Origin of the sequence: Microbacterium sp. Se63.02b, assembly GCF_014171575.1 — a bacterium.
In the GTDB taxonomy this organism is placed as follows: Bacteria; Actinomycetota; Actinomycetes; order Actinomycetales; family Microbacteriaceae; genus Microbacterium.
This window is the reverse complement of the sequence record NZ_CP050453.1, coordinates 61,214-78,980: the sequence shown is the minus strand read 5'-3', so window position 1 is coordinate 78,980 and position 17,767 is coordinate 61,214. Positions and strand designations below refer to the sequence as shown.

Here is a 17,767-nt window from a genome sequence, read left to right as displayed (position 1 = left end):
CGGAAGGATGCGCGATGATCCGAGTTCTCGATGAGCAGCAGTCCTATGAGATGTTGAGCACGACCACGGTGGGCAGAGTCGGGTTCGTGGCCGACGGGCGGGTGCAGATCTATCCGGTGAACTTCGCCGTCTCCGGGCGCACGCTGCTCTTTCGCACCACCGGCGACGGGCTGCTGGGTTCGCTCGCCCCCGACGCCGTGGATGTCTCGTTCGAAGTCGACTATCACGATCCCCTCGGCGCCACAGCATGGAGCGTGCTGATGCACGGCTCTCTGTCACGCGCCCCCGAAGACCAGGCAGCCGCCGTCAGCGCCAGGGTCAATCCCTGGGCCGGCGGTGATCGCGACGTCGCGCTGATCTTCCAGATCGAGAGCATCGAAGGACGTGTCGTCCGGCGGGACTGATCAGGCCAGCGCGAGACCTGCGGCGAGCGCGAAGCCGAGCACCGTCGCAAGGCCCGTCGACTCCTTGGCTTTCGACTGCGCCTCGGGGACCATCGAGTCGACGAGCATGACGAGGAGCGCGCCGGCCGCGAAACCGCTCGCGGCAGAGCGGAAGTCGTCGCCGGTCACGCTGGCGAGCGCGAACCCGCCGACCGTCGCTGCGGTGCAGACCACGGCGACCGCCGCCCACAGGAGGAGCACGCGCGACTTCGCCATGCCTCCCTCGAGCAGGTCGGCCGCCGAGCCGATGGACTCGGGCAGGTTCGAGACGAGGATGGCCACGACGAGGGCGACGCTCACGGGTTCTCCCGAAGCCAGGCCGATGCCGAGCACCAGCTGCTCGGGAATCCCGTCGAGCAGGGCCCCCACCGCGAGCTGTCCGCCGCCCGCGCTCCGTGTCGTCTTGGCCGCACGGGCATCGAGGATGCGATCGGCGATGTAGTAGCTGATCGCCCCCGCCGCCACTCCGGCCACCAACGGGATCGGGCCGGCGAGATCCAGACCTTCCTCCCACAACTCGAAAGCGATGGATGCCATCAGCGCGCCCGCACCGAATCCCAGCACGATGCCCAGCCATTTCGGCGGCCACTTCCGCACCAGGGCAAGCAGCGCACCGAGGAAGAGCGGCGCCGCAGCCACGGCACCCCATAGGATCGCATCGCCCAAATCGCACCTCCGTGGGCCCTACTCTCCCACCTCGTGCTCTCCTGCGGCCGCGTCGGCGGCGACGACCGCGACGTGTCGCGCTCGGTCGACGTGTCTCGGGCGGCACCCCGCTTCGCCCGCAGCGCTGCTCCGCTTCGGACGGCTTCCCCTGTCGGAGCCGATATGAAGCATCGAGGAGAGATGGCATCCTGCCCTTGGAATGGTAGCGTGATGGCATGAAGGCAACCATGGACAAGGCAGGAAGGATCGTCATCCCCGCGCAGCTCCGCGAGCGCGTAGGCCTGGTCCCCGGGCCGGTCGACCTCATCCTCGACGGCAACGGCATCCGGATCGAGATCGAAGCGCCGGACAACGTCATCGAGAAGGATGGGCGTCTCGTCATCACCGGAGGGCCCGTGCTCACGGTCGACGACGTCCGGGAGTTGCGACTTGCCGACCAGCGCTGATCTCCTCCTCGACACCAGCGCTGCCCTCGCGCTGATCCACGACATGAACCCCGCCCATGAGCAGGTTCGCCTCCGCACGAAGGATCTCCGACTCGGCCTGGCCGGCCACGCGGCCTTCGAGACGTACTCGGTTCTCACTCGCATGCCCGGCGCCGCGCGGGTCACGCCGGCCCGCGCGGTCGAGATCATCGAGAGGGCATTCCCGTCATCGGTTGCACTTTCCTCCGCCGCGGCGTTGAGCGCGGTCGAACCCTCTCGGAGGCCGGGATATCCGGCGGGGCGGTCTACGACGGACTCGTCGGCCTCGCCGCCCGCGAGGCCGACATCCCTCTCGTGACGTGCGACCGCCGAGCGATCGGCACCTACGCAGCACTGCAGGTCGATGCCCACGTGGTGTGAGCCCCGCTCGTCACGCGGCACGGGGCGACACGCCGCCCGCCGATAGACTGGAGAGCATGTCCAAGGTCCTCCAGTCCCTTCCCGTCGGCGAGCGCGTCGGCATCGCCTTCTCCGGAGGACTCGACACCTCCGTCGCCGTCGCGTGGATGCGCGAGAAGGGTGCCGTGCCCTTCACCTACACCGGCGACCTCGGTCAGTACGACGAAGACGACATCGCCTCGATCCCCGGCCGCGCGCTGGAGTACGGTGCCGAGGCCTCCCGCCTGATCGACTGCAAGACCGCCCTGGTCGAAGAGGGCCTCGTCGCCCTCTCCTGCGGCGCCTTCCACATCCGCTCCGGCGGCAAGACCTACTTCAACACGACACCTCTCGGTCGCGCCGTCACCGGCACGCTGCTGGTGCGCGCCATGAAGGAGGACGGCGTCGACATCTGGGGCGACGGCTCCACCTACAAGGGCAACGACATCGAGCGGTTCTACCGCTACGGCCTGCTCGCGAACCCTCGTCTGCGCATCTACAAGCCGTGGCTCGACGCCGACTTCGTCACCGAGCTGGGCGGCCGCAAGGAGATGAGCGACTGGCTCGTCGCCCGCGACTTCCCGTACCGCGACTCGGCAGAGAAGGCATACTCCACCGACGCGAACATCTGGGGCGCGACGCACGAGGCGAAGACGCTCGAACACCTCGACGTCTCCCTCGAAACCGTCGACCCCATCATGGGCGTCAAATTCTGGGACCCCTCCGTGGCCATCGAGACCGAAGACGTCACGGTCACGTTCGAGGCCGGGCGCCCTGTCGCGATCAACGGCGTCGAGTACAGCGACCCGGTCGCGCTCGTGATGGAGGCGAACACGATCGGCGGACGCCACGGCCTCGGCATGAGCGACCAGATCGAGAACCGCATCATCGAGGCGAAGTCGCGCGGCATCTACGAGGCTCCGGCCATGGCGCTGCTCTTCATCGCCTACGAGCGCCTCGTCAACGGCATCCTGAACGAAGACACGCTCGCGACATACCACGAGCAGGGCCGCCGCCTCGGGCGCTTGATGTACGAGGGCCGCTGGCTCGAGCCGCAGTCGCTCATGCTGCGCGAGTCGATCCAGCGCTGGGTCGGCCTCACGATCTCCGGCACCGTGACGATCCGTCTGCGGCGCGGCGACGACTGGACCATCCTCGACACCGTCTCGCCGAACCTCTCATACGGCCCCGAGAAGCTGTCGATGGAGCGCGTCGGCGATGCGGCGTTCGGTCCGGTCGACCGCATCGGCCAGCTCACCATGCGCAACCTCGACATCTCCGACTCGCGTGCACGCCTGGAGCAGTACGCGGGACTCGGTCTGGTCGGCGGCGCGACGGGCGAACTCGTCGGACGCGTGACCGCAGGCGAGTCCGCCGAGATCACCGAGTCGGTCCACGGCTCGGTCTCGGAGGCCGATGAGTCTCTGGCGGACGCCCTCGACACAGCATCCGAGGGCGCCGCCTTCGACTCCGGCACCGACTGACCTCACGGGCAGTCGGCGGACGGGTCAGGCTTCGCGAGCGTAGGCAGGGCGCATGTGCCCCGGCTGCGATTCATCCGAGTTCGTCTGCTCGGCCGCCCGGTCGATGATCGCCGGCAGCACGTCGTCGAAGAGCCTCACGATGGCCGAGCGCGTCACCGCGGCATCGCGCTGCCGGATCGCCTCGCGGACCTCGGCCGTGGCGCGTTCGATGCCCAGCCAGTCGAAGGCGCCGCGCGCCTGCTGCGTGAACCGCCTGATCTGCGGGCCGAGCACCTCGATCGCGCCGACGCGCGTGGAGTTCCCCTCGATGCGCGCGAAGCCGACGACGACTGCACGAAGGGCTCCGCTGAAGGCCGCGACGTCACGCTCGGTGATCGCCGCGGTCATGTCGTCCGTCAGGTCGATGAGATAGGCGACGTCGTCTTCCTGAAGCAGAGGCATCGCGTGACGCACCGAGCCGATCCAGATGTCACCGAACATCGCGACGGCGTCGCGGATGTGATCGATGTCGAGCGGCGCGACCCGCGTGTACCGGTTGCGCTGCATCTCGACGAGCCCCAGTTCGGCGAGGCGCGCCAGAGCGTGACGGACGGGCGTCTTGGACGTTCCCAGATCCTCCGCCAGCTCGTAGTCCCGAATGCGCTGACCCGGCCGCAGCTCGCCGTTCACGATCGCATCTCTCAAACGCCGATAGACGTCTTCGCTCACCGTCGTGCGCTCCAACGCGCCATCGATACCTGACAATTCGCACCCTCCTCGACCACAGCGGTTCCCCACCCTCAGAGACCGACGTTCACGGTCTCCTGTGCGCTCGCGGGAGCGACGCCCCCCATTGCCTTACGTCGCGCAACGCGTAACATAACACAGCTCTCTCAATGGGCACTGAACAATCGATGCTGAGAGAGTGCAGTGTGATCTTGCACAATCATGTGCATGATAATTATCATCGAAGGATGACCACTCGTGCACCCCGCCGCGACGCGGTGGAGAACCGCGCCGGGATCCTCTCCGCCGCGCGCGCGGCCCTCGCCGTCGATCCGCATGCCTCCATCGACGCCATCGCCCGCAATGCCGGCCTCTCGCGTCGCACGCTCTACGGACACTTCGACGACCGTGATGCACTGATCCGCGAACTCATCTCTGCGGGAGCCCAGCGCTTCAACGCGATCGCCGAATCCGTGGACGACGCCGACGCCCGGATCGCCCTCGCCCGTCTCGCCGCACGGCTCTGGCAGGAGGCGGCGCACGTGCAGGTGGCCGCGGCACTCGCACTCGACGAGTCGCATGTGGAGCACACCGCCGCGGCGCTCGCCCCGCTGCGTCGCACGGTCGCCGCGCTCGTGCGACGCGGGCAGGAAGACGGCAGCTTCCGCACCGACCTCGCCGCGCCCACCCTCGCTCGGCTGATCGAGGAGATGGCCCGCACGGTCGTGTCACGGACGGATGCGACGAGCACGGGGCCGCCGACCTCGCCGTCCGCACGGTGCTGAGCATCGCCGGGCTCTCCTGGCGCGAAGCCGACACCCTCCTGGCATCACACCCCGACATCGACACCACCGTCGTCGCGACAGCCGACGCCGACAGGGAGGCCAACGCATGAAGATCGCCCTGCAGGATGTGAGCAAGGGTCGCGGCGGGCAGGCCCTCCCGTCGACGTCGCTCGAGTTCCACACCGGCGCCGTGCGCTTCGCACTCGCCGAGACCGAGCAGCGCCCGACGGTGCTCGGTCTGATCGCGTCCGGCCGGATGCGCCCGGATTCCGGGAGGGTCAGCATCGATGGGACATCGGACGCGAAGGCGCTGCGTCGCCGCGTCGCACTGGTCGACGCGCCGGATGTGAGCGATCCCCACCCCGACATCACCCTCGCGGGCGTCGTGGGCGAGGAGCTCATGTTCGCCGGCGTCGGCGCCACCCCTGCACGCGCGACGCTGGCTCGCACAACTGGGCTTCAGCGAGCTCGCCTCCGCGCCGATCGGCACCATCGATCCGGCGGCACGCGTGCGCATCCTGTGCGAACTCGCCGTGCTGCGCGACGGGGTCGACGGCGTGGTGCTCGTGTCGCCCGATCGACACGGAGGAAGCCCCGACGGCTGGTGGCGCATCGCCGGTGAGTTCGCGGACCGCGGCTACGCGATGCTCGTGATCATCGGCGGGTCCGCCGCCGTCGCCCTCGAGCGGATGCACGAGTTCGAGGCGATCAATGCCTCAGGGCCCGTCGAACCTCTGGTCCTCGGGGAACCCGAAACTGAGGCTGCACCCGAACCGGAGCAGGAGCCCGAGCCCGAGCAGGAACCCGAGCCCGAGCAGGAACCCGGAGCGATTCCGGAACCCGACACCGAGCCGGAGACCGAGCCGGAGACCGAGACGGAGACCGAACCACTACCCGAACCCGAAGCGGAGTCCGACGTCACGACGCAGGAGAACGGAGAGGCGCGATGAAGGTTCCCGCCATGATCGCCGCCGAGCTTCGGCGGCTCACCGCGAGCAGGATGGGCATCCTCGCCCTGGTCGCCCTGATCTGCGTGCCGATCCTGTACGGCGGCCTCTACCTGTGGGCGAACCAGGACCCGTACGCGAAGTTCCCCGAGGTGCCGGTCGCTCTGGTCGTCGATGACGACGGTGCGCCGGCACCGACCACCGGCACGGAACCCGCGACGGGTGACACCGTGAACTACGGGGAGGATGTCGCCGAGAACCTCATCGACGGCAACGCCTTCGACTGGCAGCGGATGACGGCCGACGAGGCGGCCGAGGCGCTGCGCACGGGTACGGTCGACTTCACCGTGACGATCCCGGTCGACTTCTCGGCGGCACTCACCTCTGCCGCCGGCGACGACCCTCATCAGGCGCGCATCGAACTCGAGACCAACGACGCCAACAACTACCTCGCGTCGTCGATGGGGACGCAGGCGGTGGAGAAGATCCGCAGCTCGGTCGCCGAGATGGTCGGCAGCGAGGCCGCAGAGCGACTGCTCACGGGACTCAGCGACGTGCGCGACAGCCTCGTCACCGCGACCGACGGTGCGACCCAGCTCGCCGACGGAGCGGGCACGGCCGCTTCGGGCAGCACGACCCTCGCCGAAGGCACGGCGAAACTGGCCGACGGCACCGCACAGCTGGCATCCGGTGCGCAGACGCTCGCGAACGGGGCGCAGCAGGTCAGCGCGGGCAACAGGCAGCTCGCCGACGTCGCCGACCGTGCAGGAGCGGCGGTGCAAGAGGCCGCGAACGCCCTGCCCCAGGTGCGCACCGACATCGCGGACGCCCTCACCGAGCAGGGCCTCACGCCCGAGGAGGTCGACCAGGTGCTGGCCAGGCTCGACCCTCTCGGCGCACGCCTGCAGGAGGGGAACACGCAGGTGCAGAACGCGGTCGGAAAGGTCGACCAGCTCGCAGCCGGCGCCGCGTCCCTCGCCTCCGGCGCCAGCGACCTCGCCTCCGGCGCCGGTACCGTCGCCACGGGCGCATCCGCGGCGAACGACGGGGCCGCACAACTGCGCGACGGCCTCGCCACGCTCGCCTCAGGAACGACGGAGCTGCGTGACGGGCTGTCCGACGGCGTCGAAGCGATACCCGCCTCCACGCCGGAGCTGCGCACCCTGCAGGCCGACACGATCGCGGATCCGGTCAAGGTCTCGAGCGACAAGGTCGCGTCGGCCGAGGACTACGGTGCAGGTCTCGCGCCATTCTTCGCCGCGCTGTCCGCGTGGATCGGCATCTACGCACTGTTCCTGATCGTGAAGCCGATCTCACGCCGCGCCATCACCGCGCTGCACTCCCCCATACGCATCACGCTGGCCGGCTGGCTGACACCCGCCATGCTCGGCGCCGTGCAGATGCTCGGCCTCATGGGCATCCTGGCGATCACGCTCGGCTTCACTTTCGACCACCCCCTCGGCACCCTCGGGGTGATGGTGTTCGCCTCCGCGACCTTCGCGGCGATCATCCTCGCGCTCAACGTGTGGCTGGGTTCGGTGGGCCAGTTCCTGGGGCTCGTGCTCATGGTGCTGCAGCTCGTCACAGCCGGGGGCACGTTCCCCTGGCAGACCCTCCCGGCGCCGCTCGCCGCACTGCACCATGTCCTGCCACTGGGCTATGTGGTCGATGCGATGCGGCAGCTCATGTACGGCGGAGACTACGCACGCGCCGGCTGGGACCTCGCGGTCCTCGGCGCCTGGCTGCTCGGGGCGCTGCTTCTCGCCATGATCGGCGTGACGCGGATGACCCATCGACGCACGCTCCGCGATCTGCAGCCGAGCCTCATCGGGTGACCGTCCCTGCCCGCCGTGGAACACTCCGCGGCGGGCAGGGGGATATGATGCGAAGGCGCGCCCCTGACACGCGCACTGGGGCTCGGTGGGACTGAGTTCCACCTGTCTACCCGAAAGAGTTCTCGACGATGATGACCGATTCGACGGCGTCTGCCGTACCCTCGCGCCGTTCCCTGGGCGTCCGCATCGGACGCATCGCGTTCCTGGTCGTCGCGGGGATCATCGTGATCGCCGTCGCGGCAGCCTTCTTCGTCACCTGGACGATCCAGCGCTCGTTCCCGCAGACCGCGGGAACGCTGGAGCTCGACGGGCTCCAGGCCGAGGTCACCGTGCAGCGGGACGACCGCGGCATCCCCACGATCACCGCCGACTCCACCGACGACCTGTTCTATGCCGAGGGGTTCGTGCACGCCCAGGACCGGTTCTTCGAGATGGACTTCCGCCGTCACGTCACAGCCGGCCGCGTCGCGGAGATGTTCGGCGAGTCGCAGGCGGCGACGGATGCCTTCCTCCGCACCCTCGGTTGGCGCGCCGTCGCCGAAGCCGAGGTCGAGGCGATGGACGAGACCACCCGCGGGTACTACGAGGCCTACGCCGACGGCGTCAACGCCTACCTCGCCAGCCGTTCCGGTGCAGAGCTCTCGCTGGAATATGCGGTACTCGGCATACAGAATCCGGAGTACGCCCCCGAGCCCTGGGAGCCCGCCGACTCGGTGGCATGGCTGAAGGCGATGGCCTGGGACCTGCGAGGGAACATCGAAGACGAGACCGAGCGATCGCTCCTCGCCGCTGAGCTTGGCGACGGCGACGACGTCGACGTCGACGTCGACACCGCGGCTGTGCTCGCCAAGCTCTACCCCGACTATCCGTTCGACGAGAACCCGGTGATCGTCCCGAAGATCTCGACCGTGCCGGCCCTCGACACCGACGCGGAGCCCGCCGCGTACACCTCCTCGGCGGACGACGGAGAGATCCAGCAGGCGACGACGACCGTGGAATGGACCCAGACCTCTGGCGTCATCGAGGCGGCGAGCGAACTCGTCGGCGACATCGGGGAGGGTATCGGCTCGAACTCCTGGGTGGTCTCCGGGGACCTGACCGAGAGCGGCATGCCGCTGCTCGCGAACGACCCGCACCTCGGCGCCTCGCTGCCCTCGGTCTGGTACCAGGTGCAACTGAAGTGCTCGACCGTGGACGAGGACTGCCCGTTCGACGTCGGCGGGTTCTCGTTCTCCGGGCTCCCCGGCATCGTGATCGGGCACAACCAGCACGTCGCCTGGGGCTTCACGAACCTCACCACCGACGTCACCGACCTGTACGTCGAACGCGTCGTCGGCGACGAGTACTGGCGAGACGGCGCCCTCGTCCCCCTCGAGACGCGCACCGAGACGATCAAGGTCGCAGGCGGCGACGACATCGACCTCACGATCCGCTCGACCGTGCACGGGCCCATCATCTCCGGCCTCACGGACGACTTCACCGCGATCGCCGAGGATCCTGGCCCCGCACTGGAAGAGGCGACCGGGGCTCCCGCGACCCTGCCCGATCCCGACGGCGACGCCGAGACCGCGGTCAGCCTGCGCTGGACGGCGCTCGACCCCGGCACGACAGCCACCGCGATCTTCGCCTTGTCGACGGCACAGGACTTCGAGGACTTCCGCTACGCCGCGTCGCTCTTCGACGTCCCGGCGCAGAACCTCATCTACGCCGACACCGAGGGCAACATCGGCTACCAGACCCCCGGCCGCCTGCCGATCCGCGGAGCCGGCGACGGATGGATGCCGCAGCCGGGGTGGGACAGCAGCTACGACTGGACGGGCTTCATCCCGTTCGAGGAACTCCCCGTGTCGTACAACCCGAGGTCGGGGTACATCGTCACCGCGAACAACGCGATCGTGACCGACGACTACTCCTACTTCCTCTCCCGCGACTGGGACTACGGGTACCGTGCAGCCCGCATCACCGACCTCATCGAACGGCGAGCGGCCGCAGCCCCATTGACCGCGCAGGACATGCGCGACATCCAGATGGACGAGGAGATGTGGATCGGCACCCAGCTCGCCGCCGCCATGGGCGACATCGACGTGTCCGGCGCGGGACCCACGGAGGCCGTCGAACTCCTGCGGTCATGGGATGCGCAGAACTCGGCGAGCTCGCCCGCTGCGGCGTACGCGAACGTGCTGTGGTCCACCCTCGTGCAGAACATCTTCGCCGAGCGCGAGCAGCCTCTGCCGATCGACGGACAGGGACGCCTGTTCACCGTGGTCGGAGCCATGCTCGACGACCCCTCGGACCCGCTGTGGAGCAACCCGACTCTCGAGGTCGACGGCATGGAGGCCATGCTGACGCTGTCGGCGGAGGAAGCCTACGACGAGCTCTCGGCGCTGCAGGGAGACGTGGTCGCGCGGTGGAACTGGGGCGACCTCCACGCCATCACCCTCACGAGTGACACGCTCGGCTCATCCGGCATCGCCCCCATCGAAGCCCTCTTCAACCGCGGCCCGTACCCGGTCGGCGGTGGAGCATCGGTCGTGAATGCCACAGGGTGGGAGCTCGGGGTCTCGTACGCCACGACCACGGTGCCCTCGATGCGCATGGTCATCGACCTGGCAGACTTCGACGCCTCGACGTGGAACCACCTCACCGGCGCGTCCGGCCACGCCTTCCACGAGCACTACACCGACCAGACTGCCGACTGGGCGGCCGGACTCCAGAAGCCCTGGGCATACTCGGAGAAGGCCGTGCAGGCCGCGACCGTCGACACCCTCGTGCTGGCCCCCGGCGACTGACACGAGAAGCGGAGCTTCCTCGGATAACGTGGATGCGTGCCATCCAGCTACCTCGCCCCGAAGGGGACCATCGCCACGCTCCTGGAGTACGAGCACGGCGGGGCGACCCTGATCGCCGAGACCTTCGGTGAAGGCCCGCACACGTATCTGCTGCTGCACGGCATTGGCATGGGTCGCAGCGTCTACCTCGACATCGTGCAACGGCTCGAAGGGCGCGTGATCGCCGTCGATCTGCCCGGCTTCGGCGAAGCGCCTGAGCCGGAGAAGACACTCACGATGGAGCGGCACGCCGACCTCGTCGCGGCCTATCTGAAGCACGTGCATGCAGGGCCGGTCATCGTGATCGGGCACTCGATGGGGAGTCAGATCGCCGCGGAGCTCGCAGCCCGGCACCCGTCTCTCGTCGAAGGGGTCGTGCTGGCGGGCCCGACCGTGAACAAGGCGGCACGGAACATCGGCGCACAGGCGCGGTATCTGCTGACCGACCTGGTCGGAGAGCGGCCTCTGGTGATCTGGCGCGGAGCCAGGGAGTACCTCCGCGGTGGACCGCACCTCATCCGCAAGATGCGCGCGACGATCGTGCACGAGCCCGAGGACGCCTTCGTGCGCATCGACTGCCCGGTACTCGTGCTGCGCGGCGAGAGCGACCCGCTCGCGCCGATGAGCTGGTGTCAGGAGATCCTCGACGCCATCCCTGGCGCTGACCTCGAGGTCATCCCCGACCACGGGCACGGCACGCTCATCAGCGACTCCGAGCCCGCGGCGCGACTGATCCACGAGTTCGCCGCCCGCCTCTGACGCCCGCGGACCCTCCTCACGGACGGCTCGCGGGCGGCTCGCGGGATCAGGCCATCTCGTCGGATCAGCCGGCGGCGGGAGGGGTCTGCTTCGACTCGGCCAGCTCGTCGACCACGAGCCCGCGCTGCTCGATGGTCCCGTTGCGATAGGCCTGCCGCCCGACCATGTGCGCCGAGAGCGGAGCCGTGGCGAACTGCATCAGCACGACAGGGGCGACCAGCACGAATCCGACGAGGATGCCCCCGATCGAGCGCTGCGACAGCGCGATGGCGATGCAGATGAGGAGCAGCCCGAGCACCTGGGGCTTGGTGGCAGCGTGCAGCCGCGAGGGGACGTCGCGGAAGTGCAGCAGGCCGACCGCGGCCGACAGGCACAGCAGCGCGCCGAGCAGGATGAGGATCAGGACCGCCACATCGACGACGGCATCCGGGATCATGAGACCGAACACGTTCATGGTGTCGTGTTGTCCCTTCTCGCGACGAACCGGGCGACGGCGATCGACCCGAACACCCCGATGGCCGCGATGATCAGGAGCACGGGGATGTTCCGGGTGTGACCGTTGATCGCCATCTCGGCTCCGATCACGCACATCACTTCGGTGAGGAGCACGTCGGACGCCACGGCCCGGTCGAGGATCGACGGTCCCCGAACGATGCGTATCAGCGCGAGAACCGCGGCGATGCCGAACACCACCATGATCAGCAGCAGCAGGATGTTCATCGGGCGCCACCCTTCGTCAGTCCGAGGCCGGCGCGCTCGTCGGCTTTGAGAGCACGGTACTGAGCGGGGTCGCCGAGCGCACGCACGACCCGCTGCTCCCAGCGCAAGACTCCTGCGCGTTGCTTCTCCACGTCTTCGAGGTTTCTGACGCCGATCACGTGCAGGTAGAGGATGCGTCGATCCCGGTCGGTCTCGACCACCAGCGAGCCGGGGATGAGCGAGGACACGACGGCGACGTGCGTCATCACGAGGTCATCCGCGTATCGCAGCGGCACCGCGATGATCGCCGTACCGGGCTGACGGCGGAAGTCGAACACCTGCACCGTCACCGAGAGGGCACCGCTGAGCACGGCGAACAGGAACTGCACGACGAAGAGCGCAGCGTACCAGAGGTTGATGCGCCCGGAGAGGGCGACGGTCGGCAGGCGGAAGACGCGGGTGACGAAGATCGCCACGACGAGACCGGTGAGGAACGACAGCACCGTGAACTGCGCCCACAGCAGCATCCAGAGCACCACCAGCCACGCGAGGAACGGCAGCTGCACACGGATGTCGCGCCAGAGGTGACGTCGGGTGTCGCGCGCCATCAGCCCACCTCGTCTTCCAGCTGTACGAGGCTCACGGGCTGCAGAAGACCGGCGCCGATCCGGTCGCAGAGGGCGTACAGGGGGCCGGCGAAGACCGTCAGAGCCAGAGTCACCGCGACCATGCCCCCGGTCGCGAGCGTCATGATCTTCGGAATGCGACGACGTTCCTGCTGCTCGTCGGCGGCGGGAGCGTTGCCCAGGTAGGAGATGCGACCCTCGGTCTCGGAGGAGTCCTCCTCCTCACGCCAGAAGGCGAGGTTCCAGGCGCGCATCAGGGCGTACAGCGTCAGCAGTGACGTGATGATGCCACCGAAGATCAGCACGATCATGATCGGCGTCCCCACCGACGCCGCGGCCTCGAACAGCGCGAACTTGCCGATGAATCCCGAGAAGGGCGGCAGGCCGCCGAGGTTGATCGCCGGGACGAAGTACAGCACGGCGATGACGGGCGCGACCTTCAGCAGCCCCTTGACGCGCAGGATGGAGGTGCTTCCCGCTCGGCGTTCCACGAGCCCGACGGCCAGGAACAGCGTGGTCTGCACGACGATGTGGTGCACGATGTAGTACACCGTGGCGCCGATGGCGGCGGGTGTCGCTATCGCGAGCCCGAAGATCATGTAGCCGACGTGGCTGACGAGCGTGAACGACAGGATTCGTTTGAGCTCTGCCTGCGCCACCGCACCGAGCACGCCGACGATCATGGTCGCGAGCGCGATGATCAGCATCAGCGTGTCGATGCTGTTCGAGGCGAAGAGCTGCGTCTCGGTGCGGATCAGCGCATACACGCCCACCTTCGTCAGCAAGCCGGCGAACACCGCGGTGACCGGGGCCGGAGCTGTCGGGTACGAGTCCGGCAGCCAGAAGGACACCGGGAAGATGGCGGCCTTGATGCCGAAGGCGACCACGAGCATCAGGTGCAGCACCAGCTGCGTCTCCTGCGGGAGCTCGGACATGCGCTCGGCGATCTGAGCCATGTTGACCGTGCCCAGCGCGCCGTAGATCATCGCGATCGAGGCGAGGAACAGGATCGACGACACCAGCGAGACGACGATGTAGACCGCGCCGGTGCGGATGCGTGACTCCGTGCTGCCGAGCGTGATCAGCACGTAGGAGGCGACGAGCAGGATCTCGAACCCGACATAGAGGTTGAAGAGGTCGCCGGCGATGAAGGCGTTGAAGATGCCGGCCGCGAGGATCAGGTACGACGGGTTGAAGATCGAGATGGGGGTCTCGTCCGTACCGTCCGCCGCTCCCTGGCCGATCGAGAAGAGCAGCACCGCCAACAGCACGATGCTGGAGATGAGCACCAGCAGCGCGGCGAGCCTGTCGACGTACAGCACGATGCCGAACGGCACGGGCCAGCCGCCGACCGACACCGCGAGGGGCGCCCCGGAATCGACGACGACCAGGAGCACGGCGGCGATCACCGAGACCGCGGGCGAGTGGCCACGGTGACGACGACCTGGAGCCTGGCGTTGCGCCCGAACACGAGCGTGACCGCCGCGCCGAGCAGCGGCAGTGACGAGGAGGAGGGGACGAGGGCGGTCATGGCCTGCCCTCCTCGTTCTCGTCGCGGTCGTGTGGTTCGTGGGGGTCGACTCCTCGTCGTCCGGCCGCGATGAGGGTTCGGCACCCCACCCGGTCGGTGCGTCGAAGGGCGCGTCGTCGTGGATGGCGGGGTGGTCGCGCATGTGCAGCACGGTGATCGGCGCCGTCTGCACGCCGACGAAGTCGGTGGTCGCCTCGTCGTCGTCGGTCTCGGACTCGTCGTCCATGACGTCTTCGTCGGCGTCGGTGCGCTCGCGGAGCGCGATGTCGGCCTCGTCGTCCTCGACCGTGTCGGCCTGACCGAGCTGCCAGGAGCGGTAGATGAGCGCGAGGAGGAACGCCGACACGGCGAACGTGATCACGATCGCGGTCAGGGTGAGCGCCTGCGGGAGCGGGTCGCTCATCTCGCCCTCCGTGCCGAAGAACGGCGCGTTCCCCGGTACGCCCATGACGATCAGGAGCAGCAGGTTCGTGGCGTTGCCCAGCAGCAGGAAGCCGATCAGCACACGGGTCAGGCTGCGCTCCAGCATCGCGTACACGCCGCACGCGAAGAGGATGGCCATGATGACGATCAGGGTGAGAGAGACATCCATCAGCTGCTCCTCCCGCCCCGTGAGAGGAAGCCTTCCGGCCCCGGGGTCGTGCGCAGAGCGGCCTGTCTGTCGACCTCGGCTCCGAGGCTGCGCAGCACATCGAGCACCAACCCGATCACGACGAGGTACACGCCGATGTCGAAGATGGTCGACGTGACGAACTCCATATGCCCGATGCCGGGGATCTCCCACTCCCAGAACGTGCTCGTGAGCGGTGCGAGGCCGAAGAAGAGCGGGACGACGGCGGTGCCGACGGCGAGGATGAGCCCTGCGCCGAGCAGTCGGCCGGCGTCGGTCGGGGCCGCAGCGCCCAACTCCCAGCGACCGCCCGCGATGTAGCGCATCACGAGTGCCATGCCGGCGACGAGTCCGCCCGCGAAGCCGCCACCGGGAAGGTTGTGGCCCGAGAACAGCAGAAAGATCGACACCACGATGATCGTGTGGAACAGGATGCGGACGATCACCTCGAGCAGGATCGACCTGTTCTCCGGCTTCATCTTCTGTCCGCCGACGAGCCACGCGCGCGGGCTGCTCTCGTTCTCGGTGGTCTGGAACCGGATGCCCTCGGTGGTCTCGACGAGCGGTCTGCTGCGCGCGGCCTTGCGGGTCGCCCGCGGCAGGTTCTTCGTCGCCGCGAGCAGGTCGGCGCGATGCGTCACGAAGACGAGGGAAGCCACGCCGGTCGCTGCGAGCACGAGCACCGAGAGCTCGCCCATCGTGTCCCAGCCACGCAGGTCGACGAGCGCCACGTTGACGACGTTCTTGCCATGACCGATCTCATACGCGAGCTTGGGAACGCCTCCGAGATCGGGTCTGCGACGCGGGACTGGGTCGCGACGACCGCGACGAAGGCCATGGTCACTCCCACGCCGATGGCCAGGAGCGCACGGGGGACCCGCCCGACGGAAGCGTTGTGCTCGCCCATGCGGGCGGGGAGCCGACGAAGGACGAGCGCGAACGTGACCATGGTGACGGTCTCGACCAGGATCTGCGTGAGCGCGAGGTCGGGGGCGCCGCTCGTCGCGAACAGCACCACCATCCCGAGTCCCGTGACCGAGACGAGCACGACCCCCGTGTAGCGCTTCTGCGCACGGACCGCGAAGACACCGGCGATGGCCATGATGGGCGCCACCACGATCTGCGCGGGGGTGTGCCAGGCCGAGAGGTTGTAGCGGTCGATGTCGCTGGCGATCAGAGCCGTGACCTCGGCGGCGACGAACACCACGAAGATCGTGCCGACGTAGACCGGCAGCGAACCTCGCTGGGTCAACGTGGTGCTGAGGACCGAGAGGCGGTCGACGCCGCGCACGACGAAGTAGTACACGTCTGCTGCGGTGAATCGCAGCACGCGCGCCTTACGATCCCATCCGGTCTTGCGGGTGAGGAGGAACAGTCCGATGCCGAGCAGGATCGACAGGATCGAGATGCCGAGGGCCGGCTCGAAGCCGTGCCAGAGCGCGAGGTGCCCCGGCCCTTCGACGGCCTCGCCCGCGCGGTCGAGTCCGGGGTCGCGGTGACCGCGTAGCCCTGGAGCGCGATGTCGAGCGCAGGAGCCCCGATGCCGGCGGCGAGTGTGACCCCGGCGAGGATGATCGGCGCCGAGAGGAAGCCGACCGGGGGTCGGGCCACGCCGTGTCCGGCACTTGCCGGCCCTGCTCGTCCCGCTTCTTCCAGAACGCTCCCCACAGGAATCGCACTCCATATGCCGCAGTGAGCATAGACCCGAGGACGACCCCGATGAGGGCGACGAGGCCCCAGGGCGAGCCACCGAGGGCGTCGTCGAGGAGCGCGGTGAGTGTGGACTCCTTGGCGACGAAACCGATGGTGGGCGCGATACCGACCATCGAGGCGACCGAGATGAATGCCGCCGTCGCCATGACGGGAGCCTGCCGCCCGACACCCGAGAGCTCCGTGATGTCACGCGTGGACAGCTGACGGTCGATCACGCCGACGATGAGGAACAGGGCCGACTTGAACAGCGCGTGACCGATGACCAGCGCGAGTCCTGCGAGGGCGGTCGCCTGGGTGCCGTAGCCGACGACGACGGCGAAGAACCCGAGCTGGCTCACGGTGCCGAACGCCAGCACGCGCTTGAGGTCGGTCTCGCGCAGCGCCTGGATGCCGCCGAGCAGCATCGTGAGGATGCCCAGGGTGATGACGATCGGACGCCAGGTCGCGCTGAACGCGAAGATCGGCGCGAAGCGGGCGATGAGGTAGATGCCGGCCTTCACCATCGCCGCGGCGTGCAGGTAGGCGCTGACCGGCGTGGGGGCCGCCATCGCGCCGGGAAGCCAGAAGTGGAAAGGGAACAACGCCGACTTGCTGATCGCTCCGACGAGGAGCATGACGATCGCGGCATCCACGATCGGACCTGTCGGGGCGATCTCGAGGATCTCGCGGATGCTCGAGGTGCCGGTATCGACCACGAGCAGCACCACGCCGACGAACATCACGAGTCCGCCCAACGTCGTCACCAGCAGCGCCTGCAGGGCCGCGCGTCGGCTGGCGGCTCGACGACGGTAGTGCCCGATCAGGAGGTACGAGAGGATGCTCGTCACCTCCCAGAACATGACGAGCATGACGAGGTCGTCGGTCAGGACGAGCCCATACATCGCACCGGCGAAGCCGAGCAGCACGCCGGCGAACTGGCCGATGCCGACGGTGTCGTCGTGGAAGTACCACCGGCAGTAGAGGAGCACCAGGGCTCCCACGCCGCTGACGATGAGCGTCAGCACCCAGCCGAGGACGTCCATGTTCATGGACAGGTCGAGACCGAGCTGCGGGATCCACTCGACGGATTCGAACGGCACCGGTCCGTCGAGCACCTGCGGTGTCATGACGAGTGCGTGCACGAAGGCCGCTGCAGGGACGAGGGCCGCGATCGCGAACGCCTGGGCTCCGAGCCAGCGCACCAGAACGGGCATCAACAGCGACCCGAGGAGGAACACGGCGAGGAGCATCAGCATATACGCGGCTCCCTCAGGGCTCGTCGGCCATGCGGCAC

General features: G+C 68.4%; 14 protein-coding genes and 3 pseudogenes. 9 read left to right on the top strand and 8 right to left on the bottom strand.

The features are described from left to right. Window positions 1–14: 14 nt before the first annotated feature. Complete coding sequence (locus G4G29_RS00420) at window positions 15–404, top strand: pyridoxamine 5'-phosphate oxidase family protein (protein ID WP_183151442.1); 390 nt, start codon at window positions 15–17, stop codon at window positions 402–404. On the opposite strand, the gene G4G29_RS00415 is transcribed toward G4G29_RS00420, so the two are convergent. Further along, entirely contained in the window at window positions 405–1,082 is a 678-nt protein-coding gene (locus tag G4G29_RS00415; RefSeq protein ID WP_244632279.1) for a hypothetical protein, read from the bottom strand. Window positions 1,083–1,324: 242 nt separating this feature from the next. Here G4G29_RS00415 and G4G29_RS00410 point away from each other — a divergent pair, with 242 nt between their 5' ends. Together G4G29_RS00410 and argG are read left to right on the top strand one after the other, a co-directional pair. Continuing rightward, a complete protein-coding gene (locus G4G29_RS00410) occupies window positions 1,325–1,555 on the top strand; it encodes an AbrB/MazE/SpoVT family DNA-binding domain-containing protein (RefSeq protein WP_244632278.1) in 231 nt (76 codons plus the stop codon). A gap of 455 nt (window positions 1,556–2,010) precedes the next feature. Next, on the top strand, window positions 2,011–3,456 hold the full coding sequence (gene argG / locus G4G29_RS00405; RefSeq protein WP_183151440.1) for an argininosuccinate synthase: 1,446 nt from the start codon (window positions 2,011–2,013) through the stop codon (window positions 3,454–3,456). 24 nt (window positions 3,457–3,480) lie between these two features. Here the strand turns inward: argG and G4G29_RS00400 are convergent, their stop codons facing one another. Then, window positions 3,481–4,200: a GntR family transcriptional regulator gene (locus G4G29_RS00400; protein WP_244632277.1), complete on the bottom strand. Its 720-nt coding sequence runs from the start codon at window positions 4,198–4,200 to the stop codon at window positions 3,481–3,483. 209 nt (window positions 4,201–4,409) lie between these two features. On the opposite strand from G4G29_RS00400, the gene G4G29_RS00395 reads away from it, so the two are divergent. The 5 genes from G4G29_RS00395 (at window position 4,410) to G4G29_RS00370 (ending at window position 11,315) form a co-directional block, all read left to right on the top strand. Further along, entirely contained in the window at window positions 4,410–4,946 is a 537-nt protein-coding gene (locus tag G4G29_RS00395) for a helix-turn-helix domain-containing protein (protein ID WP_345941135.1), read from the top strand. Between the two features lie 509 nt (window positions 4,947–5,455). Further along, on the top strand, window positions 5,456–5,896 hold the full coding sequence (locus G4G29_RS00385; protein WP_183151438.1) for a hypothetical protein: 441 nt from the start codon (window positions 5,456–5,458) through the stop codon (window positions 5,894–5,896). Next, window positions 5,893–7,728 carry a YhgE/Pip family protein gene (locus G4G29_RS00380; RefSeq protein ID WP_183151437.1) on the top strand — a complete coding sequence of 612 codons (1,836 nt, stop codon included), beginning with the start codon at window positions 5,893–5,895 and terminating at the stop codon, window positions 7,726–7,728. Before G4G29_RS00385 ends, G4G29_RS00380 begins: the two co-directional genes overlap by 4 nt. A 128-nt stretch (window positions 7,729–7,856) precedes the next feature. Continuing rightward, window positions 7,857–10,517, top strand: a complete 2,661-nt coding sequence (locus tag G4G29_RS00375) for a penicillin acylase family protein (RefSeq protein WP_183151436.1) — start codon at window positions 7,857–7,859, stop codon at window positions 10,515–10,517. A gap of 36 nt (window positions 10,518–10,553) precedes the next feature. After that, the gene (locus tag G4G29_RS00370) at window positions 10,554–11,315 is read left to right on the top strand and encodes an alpha/beta hydrolase (protein WP_183151435.1); all 762 of its coding nucleotides are present in this window, start codon (window positions 10,554–10,556) and stop codon (window positions 11,313–11,315) included. Between the two features lie 64 nt (window positions 11,316–11,379). Here G4G29_RS00370 and mnhG read toward each other — a convergent pair whose 3' ends face one another. The 4 genes and pseudogenes from mnhG to G4G29_RS00350 all read right to left on the bottom strand — a co-directional run bounded on the left by mnhG (window position 11,380) and on the right by G4G29_RS00350 (window position 14,171). Next, entirely contained in the window at window positions 11,380–11,769 is a 390-nt protein-coding gene (gene mnhG, locus G4G29_RS00365) for a monovalent cation/H(+) antiporter subunit G (protein WP_183151434.1), read from the bottom strand. After that, entirely contained in the window at window positions 11,766–12,035 is a 270-nt protein-coding gene (locus G4G29_RS00360; RefSeq protein WP_021200077.1) for a monovalent cation/H+ antiporter complex subunit F, read from the bottom strand. The genes mnhG and G4G29_RS00360 overlap by 4 nt, the downstream gene beginning before the upstream one ends. Then, complete coding sequence (locus G4G29_RS00355) at window positions 12,032–12,622, bottom strand: Na+/H+ antiporter subunit E (RefSeq protein ID WP_183151433.1); 591 nt, start codon at window positions 12,620–12,622, stop codon at window positions 12,032–12,034. The genes G4G29_RS00360 and G4G29_RS00355 overlap by 4 nt, the downstream gene beginning before the upstream one ends. Further along, window positions 12,622–14,171, bottom strand: a pseudogene (locus tag G4G29_RS00350) (Na+/H+ antiporter subunit D). The gene G4G29_RS00355 and the pseudogene G4G29_RS00350 overlap by 1 nt, the downstream one beginning before the upstream one ends. A 29-nt stretch (window positions 14,172–14,200) precedes the next feature. On the opposite strand from G4G29_RS00350, the gene G4G29_RS00345 reads away from it, so the two are divergent. Then, entirely contained in the window at window positions 14,201–14,470 is a 270-nt protein-coding gene (locus tag G4G29_RS00345; RefSeq protein WP_183151432.1) for a hypothetical protein, read from the top strand. Here the strand turns inward: G4G29_RS00345 and G4G29_RS00340 are convergent. Both G4G29_RS00340 and G4G29_RS00335 read right to left on the bottom strand, forming a co-directional pair. After that, window positions 14,377–14,763, bottom strand: a pseudogene (locus G4G29_RS00340) (Na(+)/H(+) antiporter subunit C); the annotation flags it as partial. The gene G4G29_RS00345 and the pseudogene G4G29_RS00340 sit on opposite strands and share 94 nt — an antisense overlap. Continuing rightward, window positions 14,763–17,729 (bottom strand): annotated as a pseudogene (locus G4G29_RS00335) (Na+/H+ antiporter subunit A). The pseudogenes G4G29_RS00340 and G4G29_RS00335, both read right to left, overlap by 1 nt. Window positions 17,730–17,767 lie beyond the last annotated feature (38 nt).